We start from the raw sequence: 20,706 nt of genomic DNA, 5'->3' as shown, positions 1-20,706 counted from the left end.
CACGACGACCGAGCGTGCGCGCGATCCGTCACGCACGTCCTTGCTGCCTTCAACAAGGCGCTCGTCGATGACATAATGCTGGCCCATCGCCCGCGCCCGCCCCCATGGGCGCGCGCGCGTCTTCTCATGCGCTCAGGATGACCTCCATGGCCGGCACGTTGATGATTCAAGGCACGAGCTCCGACTGCGGCAAGAGCACGCTCGTCGGTGCGCTCTGCGCGATCGCCGCGCGCGCGGGCCTTCGCGTCGCGCCGTTCAAGCCGCAGAACATGTCGTTGAACAGCGCCGTCACCGTCGACGGCGGCGAAATCGGCCGCGCGCAGGCATGGCAGGCGCTCGCCGCCGGGATCGCGCCCGAAATCGACATGAACCCCGTCCTGCTGAAGCCGAACAGCGACATCGGCGCGCAAGTCATCGTCCACGGCAAAGCACGCGGCAACCTCGACGCACGGGAGTACCACGCCTACAAACCGGTGGCGATGCGCGCCGTGCTCGAGTCGTTCGAAAGACTGCGCGCGAAGACGGATCTCGTGCTCGTGGAAGGCGCGGGCAGTCCCGCCGAAGTCAATCTGCGCGAAGGCGATATCGCGAACATGGGCTTTGCGCAGGCCGTCGATTGCCCGGTGGTGCTCGCGGCCGACATCGACCGCGGCGGCGTCTTCGCCCAGATTCTCGGAACGCTCGCATGCCTCGACGATGCGGAGCGTGCGCGAGTAAAGGGCGTGATCGTCAACAAGTTCCGAGGAGACGTCGCGCTGCTGAAACCGGGGATCGATTGGGTGGAAGCCCGGTCCGGCAAAACGGTCTTCGGCGTGGTGCCGTTCGTCCCGGGCTTGTGGATCGATGCAGAAGACATGCTGCCCACCGCGAAGACTGCCTTCGGAGCGCGCGAGCACCTGTTGCGCGTCGTCGTGCCCGCGCTGCCGCGCATCAGCAACCATACCGACTTCGATCCGCTGCGCGCGCATCCGCAAGTCGACTTCCGCTACGTGCGTGCGGGCGAGCCGTTGCCCGCGGCCGACCTCGTGGTCCTGCCCGGCAGCAAGAGCGTGCAGCGCGACTTGTCGTGGCTGCGCGCAAACGGATGGGAGGCCTACCTGCGCAGGCATTTGCGATACGGAGGCAAACTGATCGGCGTTTGCGGCGGAATGCAGATGCTCGGTCGCGAGTTGCGCGATCCGCTCGGCCTCGAAAGCAATGCCGCATGCGAGCGCGGCTTCGCGCTGCTCGATTTCGTGACGACGCTCGAACCGGAAAAACGCCTGCTCAATGCCGCTGGGACGCTGCTCATGGATGGCGGCGTGCCCGTGCGCGGCTACGAGATTCATATGGGGGCCACCGACGGTCCCGCGCTCGCGCGCCCGGCGATGAAATTGCTCGACGGCGACGATGAGCGTGCCGAGGGCGTCGTGTCTGAAGATGGACAGATTCTTGCGACCTATCTTCACGGTCTCTTCGATTCTCCCGATGCATGCCAGGCGCTGCTTCGCTGGGCCGGACTCGACGACGCCGAACGGATCGATCACGATGCGCGCCGGCTGGCTTCGATCGACAGACTCGCCGACTCGGTATCGGCAAACGTCGACATGGACGCGTTGTGGCGCTTGATCGAATAGACGTTGGACATGGATAAAAAAGGGAGCGGCAATTCGAGCGCGATTATACGCGCCGAGCCTTGACGGCCCGCGGCAAGACGCATTCGCCAGCTTGTGATTAATTGCCGGCAAGGCCAGCACGAACTTGCGTTCCGCCATTTCGATTTCGATCTGTGCGATGCATCACAGCACTTCCTGTCGCCGTGGCCGACAATCGATCGGCCGGTGATGGATTTGTGCCACGCCTTTTCTTCCGGCGCAGCGCAACCTCCCGGCTATCCGCACAACGGCTATCTGGAGACGCGCCGTGATCTCTCAGCCCTCGAACGTGTTCGCGCGAGCCGCGCGCGACGCGACGGCGACGACACTATGGCTCGCCGTCACCCTCTTCGCCCTGCCCTCGGCCATTGCCGCGACCTCGCCGGCCACTGCGCTGCAGCCCGCCAAAGCGGCGCGTCCGTTGCCCAGTGCGGCCGCCGGGCCGATCGATTTCCCCACTATCGTGGAGCGCTACGGCCCGGCTGTCGTCAATATCGGCGCCGCGCCGGCCGACACCGATCAGCAAGCGTCGGGACCGTCCCTCGACGCCATCGCGACCGACGACCCGATCCTTGCGTATTTCAAACGCGTGACTCAACAGTCGCAAGACGCTCAGCCAGGGTCGCCGCGAGTGACCTGGGGCAGCGGCTCCGGTTTCATCGTCAGTCCCGACGGCATCGTGCTGACCACCGCACACGTGGTCAATCGCGCCGAGGAGGTTTCGGTCAGGCTCACCGATCGTCGTGAATTCAAAGCGAAGGTCGTCGCAACCGATCCGCAGACGGACGTCGCGGTGTTGCAGATCGAGGGGGCAACGAAGCTGCCCGTCGTCAAGCTCGGCGACTCGTCACGCGTGCGTGTCGGAGAGCAACTGCTCGCGATCGGCGCGCCGGACAGTCCCGACAACACCGTCAGCGCCGGTCTCGTCAGCGCGATGCCGCGGATGCTGGCCGATGGCACACCCTTCCCCTTTCTCCAGACCGAAATCGCCGTGAATCCCGACAACTCGGGCGGCCCTCTCTTCAATCGAGCCGGCGAGGTCGTGGGCATCGACGTTCAGGTTTACTCGGATAGCGAGCGATATCAGACGGTCACGTTCGCTATCCCGATCAATGCGGCGCTTGCGTTTCGAAGGCAATTGCAGGGGGCGGGCAAGGCGTCGCACGGCAGTCTCGGCATCGAGGTGCAGGATGTCGACCCGGGTCTGGCGATCGCATTCGGCTTGCCGCGGCCGGGCGGCGCACTCGTGACTTCCGTCGCGCCGGTGCAGTCCTCGCCGAATTCGCATGGTGCGGCGAACGGTGCTGGGTTGAAGCCCGGCGACGTCATCACGCAGATCAACGGGAAAACGATCGATCGCTCGGCCGAGTTGCTCGACTACGCGGCGAACCTGCCGGCCGGAACGAAAGCGACGCTCAGGATCGTGCGCAGCAAGCGGCCGATGATCATCACCATCGCGATCGGCACGTCCGACGAAATCCCGGCAGCACGACCCGGGCCCGTCGGCGGAGGCGGCGCCGAGAAGCTCGGTTTGACGGTTCACGCGCTCACCGATGCTGAGCGACGCGCAACGGGCAATTCAGCCGGCCTCATGGTGGACGGCACGGCCGGGCCGGCGGCAAGCGCCGGCATACAACCCGGCGACCTGCTGCTGTCGGTCAACGGCACGCCCGTGACATCGCGCGAAGAACTGGGCACGCTGATCGAAAAAGCGGGCAGGGACGTGGCATTGCTGATTCAGCGCGACAGCGTGCGCAGCTTCATATCAGTGGAAGTGAAGTGAGATAGGAAGCGTCAAGCCGACCGATCCTGGCTTGACCCAACATCCTGTACCTACTAGTATGTACTCTCATCACTACCGCGACAGTGGATCGACGCTAGATGGGAAAGAGAGAAGACATCATCGAAGCAACCAAGGAGTTGCTTTGGCAAAAGGGCTACGAAGCCACGAGCCCGCGCGACATCCAGGATAGAAGTCACGCCGGCCAAGGAAGCTTCTACCATCATTTTTCGAGCAAGCAAGCCCTTGCGCGCGTGGCCATCGACGAGATGGTCGACGAACGGATTGCCGATTTCGAAGCGGCAATGGCGCGGCCCGGAAGCTTCTGCGAGCGTCTCATCAGCTATCTCGCCCAGAACAAGCGCCCTATGCTCGGCTGTCGCATCGGCCGGCTGGTCTGGGACGCCGCGATCGAAAGCGACGAGTTGCGCGAGCCGATGAACCGGTATTTCAAGCATCTCGAGAAACGGCTGATTCAGATTTTGAAGGCCGAGCAGGCGGATGGGCATATCAAGCTGAAAATGCCGGCGGAACAGATAACACTGTTGATCATCGCCAGTGTGCAAGGCGGTTTCGCGGTGAGCCGCGCGATGAAAACGTCGCGCACCGCGGACTTACGCGTTGCGCTGCAATCGCTGCTTGCGCTCGCGCTGGAAACCTGAGCGACCTTTTTTGGCCGAATTCGTACCTATTAGTATGTAGACAAACCCGGCAGTGAGGCCTCGACAAGCGTCATTGCCTTCCCTTTAAGGAAATCCGATGCGAATTGCGATATTGGGAGCCGGCGGTGTCGGCGGATACTTTGGGGCTCGCCTCGCGGCGGCTGGTAGCGATGTGACGTTCATCGCGCGAGGCAAACATCGGGAGGCGATGCTCGAGCGCGGCCTGCGCATCGAGAGCCCCCTCGGCAACCTGACGCTGAAAGATGTAAAGGTGGTCGGAACCAGTGCGGAAGCCGGCGAGGTCGATCTCGTCTTTATGACGGTCAAGCTCTGGGATACCGACGATGCTGCCCAATCGCTGATCCCGCTCGTCGAGCGAGGGGCTTCGGTCGTTTCGTTTCAGAACGGCGTGCAAAAGGACGAGACGTTGAGAAAGTATCTTCCGGCAGCGTCGATCATCGGCGGGGTGTCCTATATCGCGGCGGTCATCGGCGAGCCGGGCGTCATCGTCCATAGCGGTGCGATGCAGAAGCTCGTATTCGGCGAATACGACGGCAGCCGTTCCGCCCGCGTAACCGCGCTTTATGACGCTTGCCAAAAGGCCGGCATCGCAGCGGAGATCAGTGACGACATCGAGCGCCTCATCTGGGAAAAGTTCGTCTTCCTGGTTGGCCTGTCGGGCATGACCAGTGCGGTCCGCAAGTCAATCGGCGCGATTCGCGAGAACGCCAGGACGCGCGCACTGCTGCTCGACGTCATGCAAGAGGTCGTCGCCGTCGGTAAGGCGAAAGGTGTCGCATTGCGCGATGATTTCGCGCAAGATCGCTTGGCGTTTTGCGATACGTTGCCCGCGTCGATGATCTCATCCATGTATAGCGACCTTCAGCGCGGCAATCGGCTCGAGTTGCCCTGGTTGAGCGGCGGCGTCGCGTCGCTCGGCGAAGCGCTAAACGTGCCTACGCCATGCAACAGGGTGATCGCCGACATCCTCAGCCCCTATGCGGATGGCGGCGAAACTGCGCAACCGACCTCGCCCGCCGCGCCCCGGTAGCGGCAACGGCATTACGCCCGGACGATCACGCCGCCGGCGCCGCCGGCAACCAGGAGACGCTCGATGAACCCGATCAAGGCAGTTGTTTTCGACCTTTATGGCACGCTGTATGACGTCCATTCAGTCGTCGCTCGCTGCGACGCGCTGTTTCCGGGGCGTGGCCAGGAAATCAGCAACGTCTGGAGACAAAAGCAGCTCGAATACACCTGGCTGCGCAGTTTGATGGGAGCATACGCGCCGTTCGAGGACATCACCGAGCATGCGTTGCGCTATACGTGCAATCGTCTGCAGTTGATGCTATCCGACGCTGAGCTTGTGGAACTCAGCGACGAATACTCGCGAATCGAGCCTTTCCGGGAAGTACCTGGCGCGCTCGCCGAGCTTCAAGCGATGGGCTTGCCGCTCGCGATCCTGTCGAACGGATCGGCGCGATCGATCCGCGGCGTCGTGGCCCACTCGGGACTCGAATCGCGATTCGCGCATCTGCTCAGCGTGGAAGATGCGGAAGAGGTGAAATTCTTCAAACCGCATCCCGCCGTCTACACCGTGGCCGAACAGAAGCTGAATCTTCCACGCACAGAGATCCTTTTCGTTTCGTCGAACGCCTGGGACGCATCGGGCGCTCGCCACTTTGGGTTCCCCGTCTGCTGGGTCAACCGGGCGGGCAATACGTTCGAAGAGCTTGGGCAGAAGCCCGATCACATCGTGTCGGGCCTCGACGAGCTCGCCGACTGGCTGCGACCGTGTCATTGACGCGACACGCCGAACGGGTGCCGGACGATTCGTTATGCTAAATTTCTGCCGGGAAAAGAGGTTGCGATCTTCGCACGCGGACTGAACGGCGCCGCGGCGGCGCTACCTGTCCGAGGAGCCCAGCCATGGATCGCCTGCAGGCAATGGAAGTGTTCACGCGCGTCGTCGAGACGAACAGTTTTTCGAAAGCGGCCGATATGCTCGAGCTGCCGCGCGGGTCCGTCAGCAATATCGTCCGTTCGCTCGAGGAGTACGTCGGCGCGCGCTTGTTGAATCGAACGACACGCCAGGTAAGCCTCACCGACGACGGCGCTTTGTACTATGAACGTTGCGTGCGCATCTTGTCGGAGATCGCGGATGCTGAGTCGCTGCTCTCCGAGAAGCGCAGCGGGCCGGTCGGCACCGTGCGCGTCGATACGTCGGGCACGATCGCGAAAGCACTGCTGCTGCCGGCGTTCGACGATTTTTACCGCAAATATCCGCACATCAATTTGCGGCTCGGCCTGACCGACCGCAATATCGACATCATCCAGGATGGCGTCGACTGCGTGATCCGGATGGGCAATCTCGAGGAATCGAGCCTCGTGGCACGGCGAATCGGCGAGGCGCGCATGACGACTTGCGCTTCGCCCGCCTATCTGAAGGCGCACGGCACGCCCACGACGCTCGAGGAATTGGGCAAACATCAGGGCGTGAACTACATGTCTTCGCGCACGGGCAGAACTTTTCCGTTCGAGTTCATCGTGGACGGCGAAGCGGTCGCGGTTCCGATGAACGGCGTGCTATCCGTCAATGACGGTTCGGCCTATATTGCCGCTGGCGTGCTCGGCTACGGCATCATTCAGCCCTCGCGGTTCATGGTCGCGGATTTGATCGCCGAGGGGCAGCTGCAGGAGATACTCGTCGAGTATCAGTCGCCGTCCACGCCGCTATCGATTCTCTATCCGCATCGGCAGAACGTCAGTTCGCGAGTTCGGGCGTTCATGGAATGGCTCACGGAGCTCGCCGAGGGGCATCCCGACTTGCGGATTTAAGGAGGGCTACGCCGGACAAATCTTTGCACTGAAAGCACCGTCCACTCCGATCGAGTGATCCGGTATTGGGCATTCCTCACCGGCTCACGTCGGCTTGTTCGCTCCGCGTTTGTCCTGGTTTGTTCGTCGGCGCGAAGCGCGCGCTTCTCGGAATCCATACGCGGCGGAACTGCTCGAGTTCGCGCTCCTCGGTGAACACCGTCATGGACGGCTTGAGCAAGTCGTGCCGCGATACGATGCCGATCAGCCGGAACGTCTTCTCGTCGTCGACTACCGGAACACGGTCGAGCCCCTTCACGGCCAGACGCGCGGCCACGTTTCTACAGATCTCTCCAGGCAACGCGACTTCGGGCCGCGTTTGCGTAAAGAAGGTCCCGAGCGGGGCATCCGCTTGCTCGGGGGGAATTCGATCGAGCAGTGCCCGGTCCATCATTCCAACGAGAATCCCGGAGTCAGTGACCGGATAAGCGCGATACTTTTGCCGCGCCCCAAAATAATTTCGGAGTACATCGGCCACCGTCGCCTTGGCGTCGATCGTCAGCACGTTGCGCGTCATCACTTCGTCGACGTAGTGCCGCTCGAGCGGGTCGATGCTGTACTCGCGATAGATGTGATAACCGCGGCGAGCGATCTTCTCGGTCAAAATCGAGCGGCGCATGAGCAAGACCGTAAAACCGTACGCCACCGCGGCGGCCGCGAGCAGCGGAAGCAAAGCGTTCGCGTCGCCCGTCAATTCGAACGCGAACACCGACGCCATCACGGGCGCCCGCATCATGCCGCCGAGCGCGGCAGCCATAAAAATGAGCGGCCACACCGCGGGCTCGCCTCCCGGCATGTACGGGCCGGCAATGGCGCCGATGCCCGCGCCCATCATGAGCAAAGGCGCCAGCACGCCCCCGGAAGTCCCCGAGGCCAGAGCAATCACCCAGATGATGGCCTTGACGAGGACGATCGAAACCACGGCATGCATGGCGAGGTGGCCTTGCAGCAAGTCCGCGATGACGTCGTAGCCGACGCCGAGCGTGCGCGGCTGACAATATCCTCCGATACCGACGACGATGGCCCCCAACGCCGGCCACCACATCCAATGGATCGGCAGCTTGTTGAAGGCATCCTCGACCTTGTAGAGCCACGACGACAATCCCCAGGAGAGCGCGCCGGCAATCAGTCCCGCGAACGCCGACGACACGAGGCCGATCGGGCCGAGCGGCATCGTATGCAGCGGAAACAAGGGGCCGCTGCCGAGCAGCATCGGCCGCGTGAATCCCGCAACGGAACAAGCAATGGCAACCGGCAAGAGGCTGCGGGGCCGCAACTCGAATAGCAAAAGCTCGATGGCGAGCAGCACCGCCGCGACTGGCGTTCCGAAGACCGCCGTCATACCGGCCACCGCCCCGGCAACCAGCAGCGTCTTCCTTTCCGCGCTCGACAAATGAAAGTATTGAGCGACGAGCGAACCGATCGCTCCACCCGTCATGATGATCGGGCCTTCAGCGCCGAACGGTCCGCCGCTGCCGATCGCGATCGCCGATGCGAGCGGCTTGAGCACCGCGACTTTCGGCGACATCTTGCTCTTTCCGAACAGAATCGCCTCGATGGCCTCGGGTATCCCGTGCCCCCGAATTTGCTCGGAGCCGAAGCGCGCGATCAATCCCACCAGCAGGCCGCCGATCACGGGCGCCAAAACGACGAGTTGCCCGAGCGTGTTCTCCGCCGGCGAATGGTTCGCCGTGGAAAACGTCTGGAAGAAGAACAGATTCGTGAAGAAGCGGATGAGATGCAACAAAAAATCGGCGGCCGCCGTGCTCAGCGCGCCACCGACGGCCGCAATGACACTAATGCGCAGGAGTCGGACATCCGTCGCGAAATCGCCCTTGTGCTCGCTCATGGTTCCCCTTGATTGCAGCCAACAATCTATTGCGCCCGGGGTGTATATATATCACAACATGATGTAATGAGCGAATCCGGTACCGTTGCTCACCGCAACTTCCGCCACAACGTCGTCTTGCTGATGCCGAGCGCCTTACAGGCAGCGTCGCGATCGCCATTGCATGCGGCCAGTACCGCGCGCGCTTCCCCGGCTTCGACGCTTCGACTGCGCTCACGCAGCGTTTGGCCGCGTTGCGGAGAAGCCGCGGAGGGATCGAAGAGTTCAGGCGCGATCGAACGCATGATTTCCCAACTGATCGGCGCAAATTCCGCTCCCGTAGACTCGGCATCGGCCAATTCGACGACGATCCGCTCGATCACATTCTGCAGCTCCCGCACGTTCCCGGGCCACCGGTACGCGTGCAACGGTTCCTCGATTTCAGCGAGCAACCGCATCGCCGCCTCACTGTCGAGTATGCGTCTTGCCAAGCGAGGCTCGCGATCCATCGCCTGCAGCAACAATTCGGCGGCGAGGGGCATGACATCGGCCGGCCGATCGCGCAACGGCGGTAACGCGATGCTGAGTATGTTCAGCCGGTAATAGAGATCCGCGCGGAAGGTCCCATCCGCGATGCTGTCCGTCAAGGCTCTGTGCGTCGCCGCCATCACGCGTACGTCGATTCGCGTCGGCTGTGTCGACCCCAACCGCAGCACCTCGCGCTCCTGCAACACGCGCAGCAATCGGCTCTGCAGCGGCAACGGCATCTCGCCGATTTCATCCAGAAAGAGCGTGCCCCGATGCGCGGCTTCGAGAAGCCCTGCTTTCCCGCCTCTGCGTGCCCCGGTAAATGCGCCCTCTTCGTACCCGAACAATTCGCTCTCGAGCAGCGCTTCGGGAAACGCCCCGCAGTTGATCGCAACGAACGGAAATTTGCGCCGGGCACTCAACCGATGCATGCTCTGCGCGACCATCTCCTTGCCGGTACCGCTTTCCCCGAGCACCAATACGGTCGCATCGGATTTAGCGTATCGCCGCACGAGCGTGCGCACGCGCTCCACGGGGGCGCTGCTTCCAATCAAATCCTCGAGGCTGTAGCGCGCCGAAAACTGATGTGTAAGCTGCTTCGATCGCAGCGTTCGGTCGAGCCGCTCGACGGCGCGCGACTCCTGGAACGTCAACACAGCGCCGCCTTGGCCTTCGTGGCCCGCAAGCGGCCCGCGATGAACGACATAGCTGACGCCGCGAATCGCGACGAGCGCGTCGCCATCCGCATCGGATAACGCACCGATCAGATCGGGCGCGACCTCCACGAGGGGTCTGCCGACGGCACGGGCCGAATCGAGGCCCAACGCCTCGGCGAGACGCCGATTGATCGCTTCGACGCGACCTTGCGCGTCGAGCGCGACGACGCCATCGCGCAAATGCTGCAGCAGATTGTCGATCTGCTGCCGACGCTTCGCTTCGCCACGCATCGCCTCGGCCACCTCGAGCGCTGTCTCGAACGATGAACGGATCGAAGCATGCGAGTACAGAAATACCGCGCCCATGCCCGCCGCGGCGGCGAGATCGGTGACGAGACCCGGCCCGACGACTACGCCGACGCCGCGCTCCTTGAGCTCGAGCACGCAAGCCTCGGCGTCCTGCACCGAACGGTACGACGCAAAGACAATATCGAGCCCGTAGGCGGCGACGAAGTTGCGGATCTCAGGTGGCGTGTCTCCCGGGCTCACCAACGCGATCGATTCCGCCTGACGCCGCGCGCGAGCGAGCGAATGCATGACGTCGAGCCCGGTCGGCGCGATTTGTACGACGGGTACGGCGACGCGCGTCTTCAGATAGGCCGCGTTCGACCCGCCAGCGACCACGACATCGGGCGAATGCGCCTCGGCCGCCTCGATCTCGCGAACCGCGTCGTCGTAGGCGCGCGAAATGATGCGCAAATCGGCTCGACTGTCGTATTCGCCGGCGATTTGGAAGAAAAGGTCGCGCAAACGGCTGATGCCGAAGGCCCAAACGACGGGCCGCGCACGGACGTCACGATCAGGGGCGTTCAAGGTAGGGGCGTTCATGGTCCTAAAGACGCCTCATTATGAGCGTTACATTTCATTTTTGAAATGTGAAATTTCGGTGATGAATTGAACGACTAACGTCAGGACTCGCGTTCTGCTTCTAAATCAAAGAGTTGCGGGGCGTTTTGCAAGGTGGCCCAGCGCTTGCATACGCCGGAGCGACTTCGCTAGCCCTAAGTTGGCCGGCGGCCGCACCGGCGCACGGCCGGCCGCGGCGCCAGCGGCCGCGACAATGAAACGAGTTCGACACTTCGGAGACGGAACGATGATGGAAGCAACGAAGGAAGCCCCGGCGGCGGCCCCCACTTTCAAGCCTAAGAAATCCGTCGCGCTTTCGGGCGTGACGGCCGGCAACACCGCGCTCTGCACGGTCGGGCGCACGGGCAACGATCTGCACTATCGCGGCTACGACATCCTCGATATCGCGACCACCTGCGAGTTCGAGGAGATTGCCTATCTGCTCGTGCACGAAAAGCTGCCGACGGCCGCCGAGCTCAGCGCCTACAAGACGAAGCTCAAAGCGCTGCGCGGGCTGCCCGCGAACGTGAAAGCGGCGCTCGAATGGGTGCCGGCGAGCGCCCATCCGATGGACGTCATGCGCACGGGCGTCTCTGTGCTCGGCACGGTCCTGCCCGAGAAGGACGACCACTCGGTCGCCGGCGCACGCGCGATCGCCGATCGCCTGATGGCCTCGCTCGGCTCGATGCTGCTCTACTGGTACCACTACTCGCACAACGGCCGGCGCATCGAAGTCGAAACCGACGACGATTCGATCGGCGGCCACTTCCTGCATCTGCTGCATGGCTGGGAGCCGCCCAAGGAGTGGGTGCAAGCGATGCACACGTCGCTGATCCTTTACGCCGAGCACGAGTTCAATGCCTCGACGTTCACGGGCCGCGTAATTGCCGGCACGGGCTCGGACATCTACTCGGCCCTCACGGGCGCGATCGGCGCGCTGCGTGGGCCGAAGCACGGCGGCGCGAACGAGGCTGCGTTCGAGATCCAGTCGCGCTACGCGACCCCCGACGAAGCGGAAGCCGATATTCGCCGCCGCGTCGAGAACAAAGAGGTGGTGATCGGCTTCGGCCATCCCGTCTACACCGTTGCCGATCCGCGCAACAAGGTGATCAAGGAAGTGGCGCGCAAGCTCTCGAAAGACGCGGGCGACATGAAGCTCTTCGCCATCGCCGAGCGACTAGAATCCGTGATGTGGGACCTGAAGAAGATGTTCCCGAACCTCGACTGGTTCAGCGCCGTGTCCTATCACCTGATGGGCGTGCCGACGGCGATGTTCACGCCGCTCTTCGTGATCTCGCGCACCTCCGGCTGGAGCGCGCACATCATCGAGCAGCGGATCGACAACAAGATCATCCGGCCGAGCGCCAATTACACCGGACCGGAAGACCTCGACTTCGTGCCGATCGGAAAACGTTGAGCGGCGCGGATAGGGGCAATCAACCCGCTATTCGACATGGTAAGGAGACAGCCATGACCGCCGAAATGTACGAGACAGGCCTCGATAAGAACGCGGCGAACTACACGGCGCTTACGCCGCTGAAGTTCATCGAGCGCAGCGCGGCGGTCTATCCTTCGCGCCTTGCCGTGGTGCACGGCAGTGTCAGGCGAACGTGGGCCGAGACCTATGCGCGCACGCGCCGCCTCGCCTCGGCGTTGAGCGCCCGCGGCATCGGCTTCGGCGACACCGTGGCCGTGATGCTGCCGAACACGCCGGCGATGGTCGAGGCACATTTCGGAGTCCCGATGATCGGCGCGGTCCTCAACACGCTGAACACGCGCCTCGACGCGGCCACGCTCGCGTTCATGCTGAACCACGGCGAAGCGAAGGCCGTATTCGTCGACCGGGAGTTTTCGGCGATCATGCGTACCGTACTGGCAGCCGTGGAGCGGCCGATCCTCGTCATCGATGTCGACGACCCGATGTACGACGGCTCCGGGGAGCGAATCGGCGAGATCGAATATGAAGCGCTGCTCGAAAGCGGAAATCCGGCCTTCGAATGGCAGCCGCCATCCGACGAATGGAACGCCATCAGCCTCAATTACACGTCGGGCACGACGGGCAATCCGAAAGGCGTCGTCTACCACCATCGCGGCGCCTATACGAACGCGATCAGCAACATCCTCGAATGGGACATGCCGAAGCACGCCGTCTATTTGTGGACGTTGCCGATGTTTCACTGCAACGGCTGGTGTTTTCCGTGGACCGTGGCCGCGCGCGCGGGCGTCAACGTCTGCCTCCGCAAGGTGGAGGCGAAGACGATCTTCGATCTCATTCGCAGCGAGCGCGTCACCCACTATTGCGGCGCACCGATCGTGCACAACATGCTCGTCAACGCGCCCGCGGAACTGAAGGCCGGCATCGATCATCGCGTGAATGCGATGGTGGCCGGCGCCGCACCGCCCGCCGCGCTGATCGAGAGCCTCGAGAAGCTCGGCTTCGAGCTGACGCACGTCTACGGCCTGACCGAGGTTTACGGCCCGGCCGCCGTATGCCCGCAGCAGGACGAGTGGAAGTCGCTCGACATCGGCGAGCGCGCACGCCTCAACGCGCGGCAGGGCGTCGCCTATCACCTGCAGGACGCCGTCGTCGTGCTCGATCGCGACACGATGATGCCCGTCCCCGCCGACGGCGAAACGATCGGCGAACTGATGTTTCGCGGCAACATCACGATGAAGGGCTACCTCAAGAATCCGGCAGCGACCGACGAAGCGTTCCGCGGCGGCTGGTTTCACTCGGGCGATCTTGGCGTGGTGTACCCGGACGGCTATATCCGCATCAAGGATCGGAGCAAGGACATCATCATCTCGGGCGGCGAGAACATTTCGAGCATCGAGGTCGAGGATGTGCTCTATCGCCACCCCGACGTTCTCGCCGTGGCCGTCGTCGCGAAGCCCGACGAGCGCTGGGGCGAGACACCTTGCGCGTTCGTCGAACTGAAGGCCGGGGCGACGGCCACGGCCGCGGACCTGATCGCGCATTGCAAGGCTCACCTGGCCGGCTTCAAGGTGCCGCGCGCAGTGGAATTCTGCGAACTGCCGAAAACGGCAACCGGCAAGATCCAGAAGTTCGAATTACGTAAGCGTGCCCGCTCCGTGGCCGCCATCGACGTTTGATACGGACGCTTTCCCTCTCACCCACTCCATGAACGAACACTATCGCAAGCCCCTGCCCGGCACCCGGTTCGATTTCTTCGATGCGCGCGCAGCCATCGACGCGATCTGGCCGGGGGCCTACGAAAAATTGCCGTATACGTCGCGCGTACTGGCCGAAAACCTCGTGCGCCGCTGCGAGCCGGAAACGCTCGAAGCCTCGCTCGCCCAACTCGTGGAACGGAGGCGCGACCTGGATTTCCCCTGGTATCCCGCGCGCGTCGTCTGCCATGACATTCTCGGCCAGACCGCCCTCGTCGATCTCGCGGGACTGCGCGACGCTATTGCAGCGCGCGGCGGCGATCCCTCGATGGTGAATCCTGTCGTGCCGACCCAGCTCGTCGTCGACCACTCGCTGGCCGTCGAGTGCGGCGGCTACGACAAGGATGCATTCGCAAAGAATCGCGCAATCGAAGAGCGACGCAACGAGGACCGCTTCCATTTCATCGATTGGACGAAAAAGGCTTTCCGTAACGTCGACGTGATTCCGCCGGGCAACGGCATCCTGCATCAGATCAATCTCGAGCGGATGAGCCCCGTGATCCAGGTGCGCGACGGCGTGGCGTTTCCGGATACGCTCGTCGGCACGGATTCGCATACGCCGATGGTCGATGCACTCGGCGTCATCGCGATCGGCGTGGGCGGGCTCGAAGCAGAAAGCGTCATGCTGGGCCGCGCGTCGTGGATGCGCCTGCCCGATATCGTCGGCGTCGAGCTGACCGGCAAGCGCGAGCCCGGCATCACCGCAACCGATATCGTGCTCGCCTTGACCGAGTTCCTGCGCAAGGAAAAAGTCGTTTCGTCGTATCTCGAGTTCCATGGCGAAGGCGCCGCGCGTCTCACGCTGGGCGATCGCGCGACGATTTCCAACATGGCGCCCGAGTATGGCGCGACGGCGGCGATGTTTCATATCGACGAACAGACCCTCGCCTATCTGAAGCTCACGGGACGCGACGATGCGCTCGTGAAGCTCGTCGAGATCTATGCGAAAGAGGCGGGCCTGTGGGCCGACAGCCTCCGGCACGCCGAATACGAGCGCGTCTTGCGGTTCGATCTTTCGTCGGTGACGCGCAATATCGCAGGACCGTCGAATCCGCATCGACGCGTGCCGACGTCCGAACTCGCCGCGCGCGGCATCAGCGGTGCGGTGGACAGCGAGCCCGGAAAAATGCCCGACGGGGCGGTCATCATCGCGGCCATCACGAGCTGCACCAATACGAACAACCCGCGGAACATGATCGCGGCCGGCCTGCTCGCGCGTAATGCCAACCGGCTCGGCCTCGCGCGCAAGCCCTGGGTCAAGAGCTCGCTCGCGCCCGGATCGAAAGCTGTGACGCTCTATCTCGAGGCAGCAGGCTTGTTGCCCGAGCTCGAGCAGCTGGGGTTCGGCGTCGTCGCGTATGCCTGCACTTCGTGCAACGGCATGTCGGGCGCGCTCGACCCGGCGATTCAGCGAGAGATCGTCGAGCGCGAGCTCTATGCGACCGCCGTGCTGTCGGGCAACCGCAACTTCGACGGGCGCATCCATCCGTACGCGAACCAGGCGTTCCTGGCCTCGCCTCCGCTCGTCGTCGCGTATGCGATCGCCGGCACGATCCGCTTCGACATCGAAAACGATGTGCTAGGCATCGGCCCCGACGGTACGCCGGTGACGCTGATGGACATCTGGCCCTCCGACGAAGAGATCGACGCCATTGTCGCCACCAGTGTGAAGCCCGAGCAATTTCGTCAGGTCTACGAACCCATGTTCGCCGTCTCCGCCGACGACGGCAAAACCGTCAGCCCGCTTTACGACTGGCGCGAGCGCAGCACTTATATCCGCCGCCCGCCGTACTGGGAGGGTGCGCTGGCCGGCGAGCGCACGCTTGCGGGCCTGCGTGCGCTCGCCGTGCTCGGCGACAACATCACGACCGATCATCTGTCTCCGTCGAATGCGATCCTCCCCGACAGCGCCGCCGGCGAGTACCTGGCGAAGATGGGCCTACCCGAAGAGGACTTCAACTCGTATGCGACGCACCGCGGTGACCACCTGACCGCGCAACGCGCCACGTTCGCCAACCCGACGCTGAAGAACGAGATGGTCGTCGAAGACGGCAAGGTGAAGGCCGGCTCGCTGGCTCGCATCGAGCCGGAAGGCAAAATCACCCGGATGTGGGAAGCGATCGAAACCTACATGTCGCGCAAGCAGCCGCTCATCGTCATCGCGGGCGCCGATTATGGCCAGGGCTCGTCGCGCGACTGGGCCGCGAAGGGCGTGCGGCTCGCGGGCGTCGAAGCGATCGTCGCCGAAGGGTTCGAGCGCATTCACCGGACCAATCTGGTCGGCATGGGCGTATTGCCGCTCGAGTTCAAGCCCGGCGTTAACCGCATCACACTCGGCATCGATGGCACCGAGACGTTCGATGTCGTCGGCGAGCGCCGCGCAAGAAGTGAAATGACGCTGGTTATCCGCCGCCGAAATGGCGAGCGCGTGGATGTTCCCGTCACCTGCCGACTCGATACGGCCGAAGAGGTGTCGATCTACGAAGCCGGCGGTGTGTTGCAACGCTTTGCCCAGGACTTTCTCGAATCGTCGCTTGCCGACCGGGACGCTGTCGGCTCGGCTTGAGGACCGCTCGCGGCGAGACAGTTTGCGGCTATAGGAGGCCTATCGCCGCTGTTTCCTAAGGACTACCGAATAATGACGTACCTTCCGCAGATCAGGATTCCCGCCACCTATATGCGCGGCGGCACCAGCAAAGGTGTCTTCTTCCGACTCGAGGATCTGCCTGAAAACGCGCGCATGCCCGGCGCCGCGCGCGACGCCCTCTTGCTGCGCGTCATCGGCAGCCCCGATCCGTATGGCAAGCACATCGACGGAATGGGAGGCGCCACGTCGAGCACGAGCAAGACCGTCATCGTCGGCAAGAGCAGCCGGCCCGATCACGATGTCGATTACTTGTTCGGCCAGGTATCGATCGACCGGCCGTTCGTGGATTGGAGCGGAAACTGCGGCAATCTGTCTGCGGCCGTCGGTCCGTTCGCGATCAGCGCTGGGCTCCTTGACGCCAGCCGCATTCAGCGCAACGGCACCGCCATCGTCAGGATCTGGCAGGCCAATATCGGCAAGACGATCGTCGCGCACGTGCCCATCGTGGACGGGAACGTGCAGGAGACGGGCGATTTCGAGCTCGACGGCGTCACGTTTCCAGCGGCGGAGATCCAGCTGGAGTTCATGGACCCCGCCGCCGACGAGGAAGGCGCGGGCGGCGCCATGTTCCCGACGGGAAACCTCGTCGACGATCTGGACGTACCGGGCATCGGCACCCTGAAGGCAACGATGATCAATGCGGGCATTCCGACGATTTTCGTGGACGCCGAGGCAATCGGGTATCGAGGCACTGAACTGCAGGACGCCATCAACGGCGATGCCGGGGCGCTGTTGAGGCTCGAGACGATCCGCGCCCACGGTGCGCTGCGAATGGGGCTCATCACTCAGCTCGATGAAATCGCGACGCGGCAGCACACGCCGAAAGTCGCGTTCGTCGCGCCGCCGGCCGATTATGTCGCATCGAGCGGCAAGGCGGTCCAAGCCGCCGATGTCGACCTGCTGGTACGAGCAGTCTCGATGGGCAAGCTCCATCACGCGATGATGGGTACGGCTGCCGTCGCGATCGCGACCGCGGCGGCGATTCCTGGCACCCTCGTCAATCTGGCGGCCGGCGGCGGAAAACGCGACGCAGTCCGCTTCGGCCACCCGTCGGGCACGCTGCGCGTCGGCGCCGAAGCTATGCTGCGCGACGGCGAATGGCTCGTCACGAAAGCGATCATGAGTCGCAGCGCACGCGTGCTAATGGAAGGCTGGGTACGGGTGCCCGACGTTCATCAGAACTCCTGACGACGATGAAGCTGGCTGCCGGCGCCGCATTCCTTGCCGGCAAGCGGATGAATGACGCATCGCGTCAACGTGGATAGGCGATGACCGCGCCTTCGACAGTGAGGCGCACTCTAACGCCCGTTGCCGGCACCTGATGGCCGGGCACGCGCGCACGCACCGTGGCTTCCATCGACGGATCCGAACGCTGGGCCAACCGCAAGCTCAGCGTGGCGTCGTGTCCATAGAAGGTGATTTCCTCGACGGTCGCTTCCACCGCGTCGCGATCCGCCTGGCCTTGCGAACTGACCGGTTCGACCTTGATCTGCTCGGGGCGCACCATGACGTCGACCGTCCCTGTTTCGACAGGCGCCATCAATCTGAGTCGGCCGAGATCGCACGCTACCTCCGCGCCGCTCGCCGTTCCCTGAAGCAGCACCGCCTCGCCGATGAACGAGGCAAGCTCGCGCGTGACAGGCCGCCGATACAGTTCGTCGGGTACCGCCGTCTGAATCATTCGACCGTTCCACAGCACGGCGACCTCGTGCCCCATCGAAAGCGCCTCCGATTGATCATGCGTGACAAGTACGGCCGTCGCCCCCGCGTGCGCAAGCGCGGCGGCGACGGCCTGCCTCGTTTCCGCGCGCAACGCCGCATCGAGCGACGAAAACGGCTCATCGAGCATGACGATTCTGGGCGACGGCGCCAGCGCGCGTGCAAGCGCGACGCGTTGTTGCTGCCCGCCTGACAACGCCTGGGGTGGTCTGGCGGCATACGAAGCCGGCAAGCCCACCAATTCGAGCAGCTCCGCAACGCGATCGCGCGTTCGACGTCTGGCATAGGGCAGGCCGAACACGATGTTTTCCGCCACCGAGAGATGCGGAAACAAAGAGCCCTCCTGCGAGACGTAACCGACGCGCCGCGCTTCGGGTCGCATGTGCATGCCCTCGCCCGCCACCCGCCGGTCGTCGATCGCGATGGTGCCGCTGTCCGCGCGCTCGAAACCGCAGACCGTGCGAAGCAGCGTCGTCTTTCCGCTGCCCGACGGGCCGAGAAGCGCCAACAACGCGCCGCTCCTCACGGACAGATCGACGCCGCGCAGCACGGCATGGCCCTCGAACGTCTTCCAGAGGCCCTGTATGGATAGATTGCTCATATTGTGTCGACGGCGTCGCGCGTCGCAAAGAGATGCCGCCGCCGCTGCCTGCCGATTATTGATCCCCGGTACGGACGCGCAGGGCTGAACGGCCGAGCGTCACGAACAGAAATGCCGAAGCGCCGAGCGAAATGATCACGAGCAGTGCCGCATAAGGTGCCGCGGCGGCGAAAGCCAGCGTCGACGTATCGCTCCAGACCTGCGTCGCGAGCGTATGCGTATCGAGCGGAGAAAGCAACAGTGTCGCGTTGAGCTCCGTGGAAACGGCGATGAACACCATCGTCGCGGCCGCGCCGAGGCCCGGGCTCGTCAGTGGGAACAACACTCGGCGCAACGTTCCCATCCACCCGAGCCCCAACGAGCGCGCCGTTTCTTCGAGTCTCGGCGGTAGCTGAGCGAGTGCCGCGCGCACGCTGACGAGCGCGAGCGGCAGGCACAGAATCGCATAGGCCACGATGAGCAGCGCCGTGCTCTGGTAGAGAGGCCTCAAGGCACGCACCGCAACCGATACGAGTGCGAGCGCGATGACGAGGCCCGGCACGCCCTGCGCGACGAAGACGATCCGCTCCAGCACGATCGCGAGCCGGCCGGGATATCGCACGAGCAGAAACGACAGCGGCAGCGCAAGCGCGGTCGTGACCAATGCCGCTGTCAGTCCGAAGCCGATCGACGCGCTCGCCGCGTCGAAAAGCAGTTGCGGCGACACGTCGACCGGCGTGATCGCCGCGTCGCCATGCTGCGTCAGCCAGTACCCTATCATGCCAAGCGGCACGCCGAGCGTGACGATACTGAGGAGTGCCAAGCAAGCGGCGACGAGCCACCGCCAACCTCGCAACGGATCTCGCGGCACCGCGCGCCGCGTGCCGCGGTCGATACGCGCATACCGCGCTTCGCCTCGCACGCGGAATTCGAGCGCAACGCACACGAGGCACAGCGCGATCAGCAGGCAGGCCAGCAATGCCGCTCCACTGCCGTCGAAGCTGGTTCGGTATTCCGCATAGATCTGTGTCGTAAACGTCCGAAAACGAAGCAGCGAGAAGGCGCCGAATTCGGACATCACGTTGAGCGCGACGAGCAGCATGCCGCCGAGCAAGGCCGGGCGAAGCTGCGGCAGCACCACGCGCGCGAACGTCGCGAAGCGTCCGCAGCCGAGCGAGCGTGCGGTCTCCTCGAGCGCCGGATCCATGCCGCGAAGCGCCGCGGCGACGGGCAAATAGACGAGCGGAAAGTAAGTCGACGTCACGACGAGCAGCGCGCCGGCGAAGTCCTGCAAATCGAGACTCAACGAGACCCAGGCGTAGCTCGTGATGAACGGCGGCATCGCGAGCGGCGCGACCATCAGTACGGCCCAGACCCGGCGGGCCGGCAGCGCCGTGCGCTCGACGAACCATGCCGCCGCGGTTCCGACGAGCGCCGCCGCGACGGTCGCCGTCACCGTGATCAACAGCGTGTTCGCGAGCAGTTCGCCGACGAGCGGCCTGAAGATCAGTTCGACCGCGTTGTCGAATCCGAAACTCGCCGCCCGCCAAACCGTGAACGCGAGCGGCAACAGCACGAGCAGCGCGGCGAATGCCGCGGCGAGCGTCACGAGGCGCGGCGCGTTCGGGCGCCCGCCGCGCGCGGCAGGGGGCGAAGGTGGCTCGACTAACGAAACCACGGTGTGCTCATCCAGACGA

Annotated in this window: 14 protein-coding genes; 10 read left to right on the top strand and 4 right to left on the bottom strand. The window is 63.9% G+C overall.

Annotated features, from left to right (window positions below; all coding sequences use genetic code 11):
• The first annotated feature begins 104 nt into the window (after positions 1–104).
• From AB4Y31_RS26760 to AB4Y31_RS26735, 6 genes are all read left to right on the top strand, one after another.
• Positions 105–1,616: a cobyric acid synthase gene (locus AB4Y31_RS26760; protein ID WP_368676649.1), complete on the top strand. Its 1,512-nt coding sequence runs from the start codon at positions 105–107 to the stop codon at positions 1,614–1,616.
• 286 nt (positions 1,617–1,902) lie between these two features.
• Positions 1,903–3,417, top strand: a complete 1,515-nt coding sequence (locus AB4Y31_RS26755; protein WP_368676648.1) for a trypsin-like peptidase domain-containing protein — start codon at positions 1,903–1,905, stop codon at positions 3,415–3,417.
• A gap of 98 nt (positions 3,418–3,515) precedes the next feature.
• The gene (locus AB4Y31_RS26750) at positions 3,516–4,076 is read left to right on the top strand and encodes a TetR/AcrR family transcriptional regulator (protein WP_368676647.1); all 561 of its coding nucleotides are present in this window, start codon (positions 3,516–3,518) and stop codon (positions 4,074–4,076) included.
• A gap of 97 nt (positions 4,077–4,173) precedes the next feature.
• Positions 4,174–5,127 carry a ketopantoate reductase family protein gene (locus AB4Y31_RS26745; protein WP_368676646.1) on the top strand — a complete coding sequence of 318 codons (954 nt, stop codon included), beginning with the start codon at positions 4,174–4,176 and terminating at the stop codon, positions 5,125–5,127.
• A 63-nt stretch (positions 5,128–5,190) separates the two neighbouring features.
• Positions 5,191–5,880 (top strand): haloacid dehalogenase type II, encoded by a 690-nt coding sequence (locus AB4Y31_RS26740; RefSeq protein WP_368676645.1) that lies wholly within the window; start codon positions 5,191–5,193, stop codon positions 5,878–5,880.
• Between the two features lie 125 nt (positions 5,881–6,005).
• Complete coding sequence (locus AB4Y31_RS26735; RefSeq protein ID WP_368676644.1) at positions 6,006–6,914, top strand: LysR family transcriptional regulator; 909 nt, start codon at positions 6,006–6,008, stop codon at positions 6,912–6,914.
• Positions 6,915–6,990: 76 nt separating this feature from the next.
• On the opposite strand, the gene AB4Y31_RS26730 is transcribed toward AB4Y31_RS26735, so the two are convergent.
• Both AB4Y31_RS26730 and prpR read right to left on the bottom strand, forming a co-directional pair.
• Positions 6,991–8,802, bottom strand: a complete 1,812-nt coding sequence (locus AB4Y31_RS26730) for a chloride channel protein (RefSeq protein WP_368676643.1) — start codon at positions 8,800–8,802, stop codon at positions 6,991–6,993.
• Positions 8,803–8,891: 89 nt separating this feature from the next.
• Entirely contained in the window at positions 8,892–10,853 is a 1,962-nt protein-coding gene (gene prpR, locus AB4Y31_RS26725) for a propionate catabolism operon regulatory protein PrpR (RefSeq protein ID WP_368676642.1), read from the bottom strand.
• Between the two features lie 268 nt (positions 10,854–11,121).
• Between prpR and prpC the strand changes: the two genes are divergently transcribed.
• From prpC to prpF, 4 genes are all read left to right on the top strand, one after another.
• A complete protein-coding gene (gene prpC / locus AB4Y31_RS26720) occupies positions 11,122–12,288 on the top strand; it encodes a 2-methylcitrate synthase (protein ID WP_368676807.1) in 1,167 nt (388 codons plus the stop codon).
• Between the two features lie 53 nt (positions 12,289–12,341).
• Positions 12,342–13,985, top strand: a complete 1,644-nt coding sequence (locus AB4Y31_RS26715; protein ID WP_368676641.1) for an acyl-CoA synthetase — start codon at positions 12,342–12,344, stop codon at positions 13,983–13,985.
• A gap of 28 nt (positions 13,986–14,013) precedes the next feature.
• Complete coding sequence (gene acnD / locus AB4Y31_RS26710; RefSeq protein WP_368676640.1) at positions 14,014–16,629, top strand: Fe/S-dependent 2-methylisocitrate dehydratase AcnD; 2,616 nt, start codon at positions 14,014–14,016, stop codon at positions 16,627–16,629.
• A gap of 72 nt (positions 16,630–16,701) precedes the next feature.
• The gene (gene prpF, locus AB4Y31_RS26705; RefSeq protein ID WP_368676639.1) at positions 16,702–17,898 is read left to right on the top strand and encodes a 2-methylaconitate cis-trans isomerase PrpF; all 1,197 of its coding nucleotides are present in this window, start codon (positions 16,702–16,704) and stop codon (positions 17,896–17,898) included.
• 64 nt (positions 17,899–17,962) lie between these two features.
• Here prpF and AB4Y31_RS26700 read toward each other — a convergent pair whose 3' ends face one another.
• Together AB4Y31_RS26700 and AB4Y31_RS26695 are read right to left on the bottom strand one after the other, a co-directional pair.
• Positions 17,963–19,030 carry an ABC transporter ATP-binding protein gene (locus tag AB4Y31_RS26700; RefSeq protein ID WP_368676638.1) on the bottom strand — a complete coding sequence of 356 codons (1,068 nt, stop codon included), beginning with the start codon at positions 19,028–19,030 and terminating at the stop codon, positions 17,963–17,965.
• Positions 19,031–19,085: 55 nt separating this feature from the next.
• Positions 19,086–20,687: an ABC transporter permease gene (locus tag AB4Y31_RS26695; RefSeq protein ID WP_368676637.1), complete on the bottom strand. Its 1,602-nt coding sequence runs from the start codon at positions 20,685–20,687 to the stop codon at positions 19,086–19,088.
• Positions 20,688–20,706: the final 19 nt, after the last annotated feature.

It is taken from the genome of Trinickia sp. EG282A (assembly GCF_040965455.1).
GTDB lineage: Bacteria > Pseudomonadota > Gammaproteobacteria > Burkholderiales > Burkholderiaceae > Trinickia > Trinickia symbiotica.
The sequence above is the reverse complement of the archived record's forward strand: the minus strand, read 5'-3'. Positions and strand labels throughout refer to the sequence as shown.